Source organism: Okeania sp. SIO2F4 (assembly GCF_010672385.1).
GTDB lineage: Bacteria > Cyanobacteriota > Cyanobacteriia > Cyanobacteriales > Microcoleaceae > Trichodesmium.
This window is the reverse complement of the sequence record NZ_JAAHGT010000424.1, coordinates 1-6,225: the sequence shown is the minus strand read 5'-3', so window position 1 is coordinate 6,225 and position 6,225 is coordinate 1. Positions and strand designations below refer to the sequence as shown.

The window sequence follows — 6,225 nt, the reverse complement described above, 5'->3', positions numbered from 1 at the left end:
CTCAATATGATGAATTATTAGGATGGGTGAATATTCCTAATGTGGATATTCCAAATATGTATGGTGAGGGGATATATTTTCGGACAAATTCTCAATCATTCAGAAACAATGAAGACTTTTCTATTAATATTCCCTCTAATAAAATTAGGATAATTTGTTCTGGGGATTCTTTCACAATGGGATGGGGTGTTAGTAACGATCAAACATGGTGTGAATTATTAACATCTATAAATCAGCGTTGGCAAACTATTAATATGGGTCAAGGAGGATATGGTGTTGACCAAGTTTATTTATGGTACAAACGTGATGGTACTAAGTTTGAACATAACATTCAGATATTTGCTTTTATTACTGATGATTTTTTGCGGATGCAAAGTGCAAAGTTTTTTGGTTATGGGAAACCATTATTGTCTTTAGAAAATGGCGAGTTAGTTAATCATAATTTTCCTGTGCCTAGAGGTTCTTTTTTATTTCCAAAAATTACACAAGGTAGCAGATATATTCAAGAGTTAAGATTTTTAGGTCTATGGCAAACATGGTTTCCGAGAAAGCTGGAAACTTATAATCAATATGTTGCTCAAACTCCTGCTATAGCTGTGAAAATATTTGAGGAGTTGGCAGAAATAAATAGAGAGAAAAATAGTAAGTTAGTCGTGGTTTATTTACCTATTCGTTCTGACTATTATGGAAATGAATCTGATTTTTGGCGACAATATCTACAGGTAGAGTTAGAGAAACGCAACATAATCTATATCGATCTAATTGCTGAATTTAGAAAGAGAATGCCTAATGAAAAAGTAGAAACAGCATTCTTGGGAGGTGATGGGCATTATTCTGTATTTGGCAATGAATTTTTTGCTAATATTTTGTATGAGAAGTTGTTGTCTTTGCCCGAAGTTGGAGTTATTTTACAAGATTAGGGAGTAGGGAGTAGTTAGGAGAAATGGCGTAAGTATTCAGCTCTCAGCTCTTTAATGAACAATGTAGTTCGATAGACTTTTATCTATGTAGACTTTTATATATATAGTCATTTTAAATAAGAATTAAACAGTTTTTTAGCTGAAACCCTTTAACAGCAAGAAACCTTGGTCTCAATCTCAACTAAAATGACTATACTTTTAATTCTTTGAAGCCTCTTGATTGCTTTTGCTTTTTCCTCTTTTAAAGGTAATGAAGCTGATAGCTGATAACTGAGTGCTGAATGGTTACGAAATCAATTAATGAACATATTTCTTTATATCCAAAACTCTAATATTTATGATAAATCTCTAATGTTTATGATAAATCATAGTTTACATCATACAAAAAAAATTATCAAAATTGTTTCGATTAATTTGATTTTAATTGTGGCAATATTGAGTTTAGTTGAAGGTCTATCTAGTATCTTATTGATGTTTTATAGAATCAGCAAAATCCAACCAAATCCCGCACATCTTTACGCTCAATATGATGAATTATTAGGATGGGTGAATATTCCTAATGTGGATATTCCAAATATGTATGGTGAGGGGATATATTTTCGGACAAATTCTCAATCATTCAGAAACAATGAAGACTTTTCTATTAATATTCCCTCTAATAAAATTAGGATAATTTGTTCTGGGGATTCTTTCACAATGGGATGGGGTGTTAGTAACGATCAAACATGGTGTGAATTATTAACATCTATAAATCAGCGTTGGCAAACTATTAATATGGGTCAAGGAGGATATGGTGTTGACCAAGTTTATTTATGGTACAAACGTGATGGTACTAAGTTTGAACATAACATTCAGATATTTGCTTTTATTACTGATGATTTTTTGCGGATGCAAAGTGCAAAGTTTTTTGGTTATGGGAAACCATTATTGTCTTTAGAAAATGGCGAGTTAGTTAATCATAATTTTCCTGTGCCTAGAGGTTCTTTTTTATTTCCAAAAATTACACAAGGTAGCAGATATATTCAAGAGTTAAGATTTTTAGGTCTATGGCAAACATGGTTTCCGAGAAAGCTGGAAACTTATAATCAATATGTTGCTCAAACTCCTGCTATAGCTGTGAAAATATTTGAGGAGTTGGCAGAAATAAATAGAGAGAAAAATAGTAAGTTAGTCGTGGTTTATTTACCTATTCGTTCTGACTATTATGGAAATGAATCTGATTTTTGGCGACAATATCTACAGGTAGAGTTAGAGAAACGCAACATAATCTATATCGATCTAATTGCTGAATTTAGAAAGAGAATGCCTAATGAAAAAGTAGAAACAGCATTCTTGGGAGGTGATGGGCATTATTCTGTATTTGGCAATGAATTTTTTGCTAATATTTTGTATGAGAATTTGTTGTCTTTGCCCGAAGTTGGAGTTATTTTACAACAGCAGTAAGCATATTCAAAAATTAAGCTTTTTCTTTATATTGCAAAAATTGTTTCCTCTAATCGGTTGTAATATTTTGGTGGTAGGGGCATCTATGCGAATCGCCATTAATATTTTAGACATCTACTCAACTAACATTTTTACCTTAATCAAAGGTATTTTTCTGTGGCAGTTTAGAGATTTTACTTGAGTAGTTGATTGCCGGTAGTACACTACCACTACAATATTTATTTTCATCGACTGGGGGTATCATTAAGATATACTTTAATCAATCTCAGAACTATTATTTTCGAGGACTATAGATTTTGGAAACTTATGAATTTGATGTGGTTATCATTGGCGGTGGTCCAGCGGGGTGTAGCTGTGCCCTGTATACTTCTCGTGCAGATTTAAAGACAGTGATTCTCGACAAGAATCCAGCAGTGGGAGCACTCGCGATTACCCATAAAATTGCCAACTATCCGGGAGTAGCAGGTGATATTAGCGGGAGTGCGTTACTAGATGAGATGCGAGAGCAAGCTATCTCTTTCGGAACTACATATCAACGAGCACAGGTGTTTGGTATTGATGTAGAAGGGTCATACAAGAAGGTTTATACTCCAGAAGGAACATTTGTAGGGCGATCGCTTGTCCTAGCTACAGGCGCCATGGGTCGTACATCTTCCCTTAAAGGCGAATCAGAATTTTTAGGTCGGGGCGTAAGCTACTGTGCCACTTGCGATGGTGCATTTTATCGTCAAAAAGAGGTCGCTGTTTATGGACTTAATCCAGAGGCAGTCGAAGAAGCTCACTTCCTAACCAAATTCGCATCTACTGTTCACTGGTTGACAAATAATGAACCACAGGGGGAAGACGATCATGTTCAGGTATTGCTGAGTCAGCCAAATGTAAAGCATTGGAATTTTACTCGCCTGACTTCGATTGAGGGAAATGAGTCAGGGGTCACGAGTATTTTGATGAAAACTAGAGGAGAATCGGAAGCAACTTCTTTGCCAGTCGAGGGGGTTTTTGTCTACCAAAGTGGATCGAGACCGATTACAGACTACATTGCTAATCAGATCGCATATAGCGAAAACGGCGGTGTTAAAGTCGATGAAATGATGGCAACCAATGTAGACGGAGTTTGGGCGATTGGCGATATTCGGAATACACCATTTCAGCAGGCAGTGGTTGCAGCAGCAGATGGCTGTATAGCAGCAATGGCTATCGATCGGTTTCTCAATCAACGCAAGGGAATTAAGCGAGATTGGGATCATTCGTAGCTGCTATAATCTTTCTTTGAAGTATCGATCTGTTTAGGATTATGGACAATCATCAACGCCCTGAATCTTTGTCAATCCAGGAAATCTTAGGAAGACCTCTAGAAGCGCTAGGATGGAGTCCTCTGTTTCACTTCCATCCCAGCGATATCCATCGGATGCCAGATTCTCTTCCTGGAGTTTACCTAGTTCGTTATCGAGACGATCCGAAAAAGCTGAAACCATTTTCAATGCTTTATGTGGGAAGAGCCGATCGCTGCCTAAAAAGTAGTCTTACTAATCAGTATTTAGGTAAAGATAATGAATCTTTACCAGTTTTTGTGGAAGCAAATCCGTCAGGAGTTTATTTTCAGTATCTCTGCTGCAACGATTGTAGGCAAGTTGAGGCTTATTTGATTGTTGCTCTGGACTATCCTTTATGTAATTGACTGTGTATTTGTTTTGCTCAAAACCATTTTGCTGCTTATGTCTATTCAAGGGCAAAAAAAACCTTGCAGTCCGATCGCCGATCTTATAGGGTGCGTTAGGTCAAAGCTTTAATGCACCATCATTGTATCTAACATGGCATTATACCAATTTGATAAGTGTTTGCTACAAATAGTTATGGTATTTTTTAGGAGTCAGGAGTCGTAGAGGCGATTTGCAGTTGCGAAGCATTCCATAGGAAATCCCCGTACAGGAGTCAGAATGAATAGGTTTGATATACTTTTTGATATCGTAAATTCTCTTTGTGCAACAAAGCCAATTTTATGTAAAATATGAATGGTATAGCGCTAGAGAATAGGGAACAGTAAGTTTCAAAGGGTTTCAGAATTTATAAATGTCCTAACCTTAATGCGTAACGCTATAGTGCTTATTATTCGTAACATTCTTTTTTTATACATGGTATTAGAGCGAATGTGAAGGCAAAAGCGTCGGACCTAGTTCTCAAATAGTCTCACACCACTCAACTTCAAAGATACTAAGTGGCTAGATGTTTCAATAATTAATAATTAATAATTAATAATTAATAATTACCTCATAAGTTAGATAGTCGGTAGTCCTGCATAGTAATGGTCAAGTACAAATTGTGGCATTATAGTGATGTATGAAATTCCAGATAGCTCCAATATGATTACTTAATTTTTTAGAAAACGATAAAGTTTTTCGTACTAACCGTCCGATACGTTGTCGCATGCTATTGTTAAACCTTTCTATATAGCTTGTTTTTCCAGTCTCCTTGCCCACAGCTTGATGTCGCATTGATGGTAGTATCATCTCGTAAGCTTCCCAAAAATCAGTGTAGCAGACTGCACATTGACGATAGACTTCTGGCAAGAAATACCAAAGATTTTGAGCTGATTGTTTAGAGCGATCGCCAATATATGCTCCCACAATTTCACGAGTTTCAACATCCATTGCTAACCAAATCCATTGTTTATTACTTTTGGCACCAACAAATGACCACATTTCATCCATTTGAATTGTCAGTTTGCCAATTTTTTTTTACGAACCTCAACCTGTTGAGGAACCTCGTCATACTTCTGGTTAACGTAAATCTGCAACCATCTTTCTGAAACACCCGTTATTCTGGCGATCGCTGCGGCGGCTAATCTTTCTAGCAACATTTTATCAATCATGATTCTTGTTGCTTCATTGATGGGTCCTCGGCTAGGATTTTCTACAAACTGTCGCCCACAATGAGTACAACGGAAACGAGGTTTACCATAGTGGGTATGTCCATATTTAATGATTTTAGTAGACTGGCACTCAGGACAATTCATCTCCACAAACTTAACTTTATTACCCTATTTGAATATATTACCATTACTATGCAGGACTACCAGATAGTCTAACTAAAAAATATCGCAAGCAGTGCGTTGCGTGGCAATAGTGCCCGCACCCATCACATCCGCGCGCGAATCCAGGGTGTTTTAACCCCTGGAGACATCAAATGTACATAAGCAGTTACTGGAAATTTGATCGTACAGAAGAGCAGCACAGAATAGATAGGCGAATTTACTTAGAGACACCTCTATTTATTCAGATTTTATGGAAAATAATAACGAGGTTTCAGAAGTTTCGGTTTCTTAAAAGATAACATTAGGCAATCAGTTGAAACTGCAAATTATATCAAATCCGGTTAAATAACCTCAGTAGTCAATAGTCGTAGGGGTGATTCGCGAATCACCCGTACAGTAGAAAATACTCAACCACTTATTTCTAGGGCGTGTCAAGAATTTGAAACTCAACTTCCTAGACTATCCTCGAACCCTGTAGATGCTATTATTGTATGTGCAATTAAACGGATTTGATATTAGCTGTAATAAAAAAGGAACTGGGAACAACGCTGTCCCCAGAAATATTCCATACAGAACAGTATCTACAATTTTGAGAGGAGAATTAAACGAGAGCAGGTGTCTCACTCATACTGGCAGAGTATTTACCGAGGCTGGCAGCACTGTTGCACTTAGCACGGGTTAAAAGCTTCTGTTGAGCCTCAGCTCTCACGGGGTGACAAGCTAGTTGAAAGCTATATATAGAGACGAATTTGCGTTCGGGAACTGAAGAATACTTCAACTAAAATCAAACTCTTATTGAGAATGAATGAGGTGTAGTGCGTTAGAAGAGCT

General features: G+C 36.8%; 5 protein-coding genes. 4 read left to right on the top strand and 1 reads right to left on the bottom strand.

From position 1 onward, the window contains the following. From F6K22_RS23560 to F6K22_RS23545, 4 genes are all read left to right on the top strand, one after another. Positions 1-920 (top strand): SGNH/GDSL hydrolase family protein (locus F6K22_RS23560; protein WP_293103486.1); only part of this gene is annotated, 920 nt, incomplete at its 5' end. Positions 921-1,220: 300 nt separating this feature from the next. Beyond that, on the top strand, positions 1,221-2,363 hold the full coding sequence (locus tag F6K22_RS23555) for a hypothetical protein (RefSeq protein ID WP_293103483.1): 1,143 nt from the start codon (positions 1,221-1,223) through the stop codon (positions 2,361-2,363). A gap of 296 nt (positions 2,364-2,659) precedes the next feature. Continuing rightward, positions 2,660-3,616, top strand: coding sequence for an NAD(P)/FAD-dependent oxidoreductase (locus tag F6K22_RS23550; RefSeq protein ID WP_293103481.1), 957 nt, complete (start codon positions 2,660-2,662; stop codon positions 3,614-3,616). A gap of 41 nt (positions 3,617-3,657) precedes the next feature. After that, positions 3,658-4,041, top strand: a complete 384-nt coding sequence (locus F6K22_RS23545) for a hypothetical protein (protein ID WP_293103478.1) — start codon at positions 3,658-3,660, stop codon at positions 4,039-4,041. 628 nt (positions 4,042-4,669) lie between these two features. Here F6K22_RS23545 and F6K22_RS23540 read toward each other — a convergent pair. Next, positions 4,670-5,376 (bottom strand): IS1 family transposase gene (locus F6K22_RS23540; protein WP_293103476.1). Its coding sequence is split into 2 segments (ribosomal slippage): positions 4,670-5,091 and positions 5,091-5,376, totalling 708 coding nucleotides; the frame shifts between segments, so codons are not numbered across the junction. Between the last annotated feature and the right edge of the window lie 849 nt (positions 5,377-6,225).

What these genes read in the sequence shown, in the direction of transcription:
- F6K22_RS23555 (WP_293103483.1), top strand. Translation starts at nt 1,221, where the DNA reads ATGAACATATTTCTTTATATCCAAAACTCTAATATTTATGATAAATCT.
- F6K22_RS23545 (WP_293103478.1), top strand. Translation starts at nt 3,658, where the DNA reads ATGGACAATCATCAACGCCCTGAATCTTTGTCAATCCAGGAAATCTTA.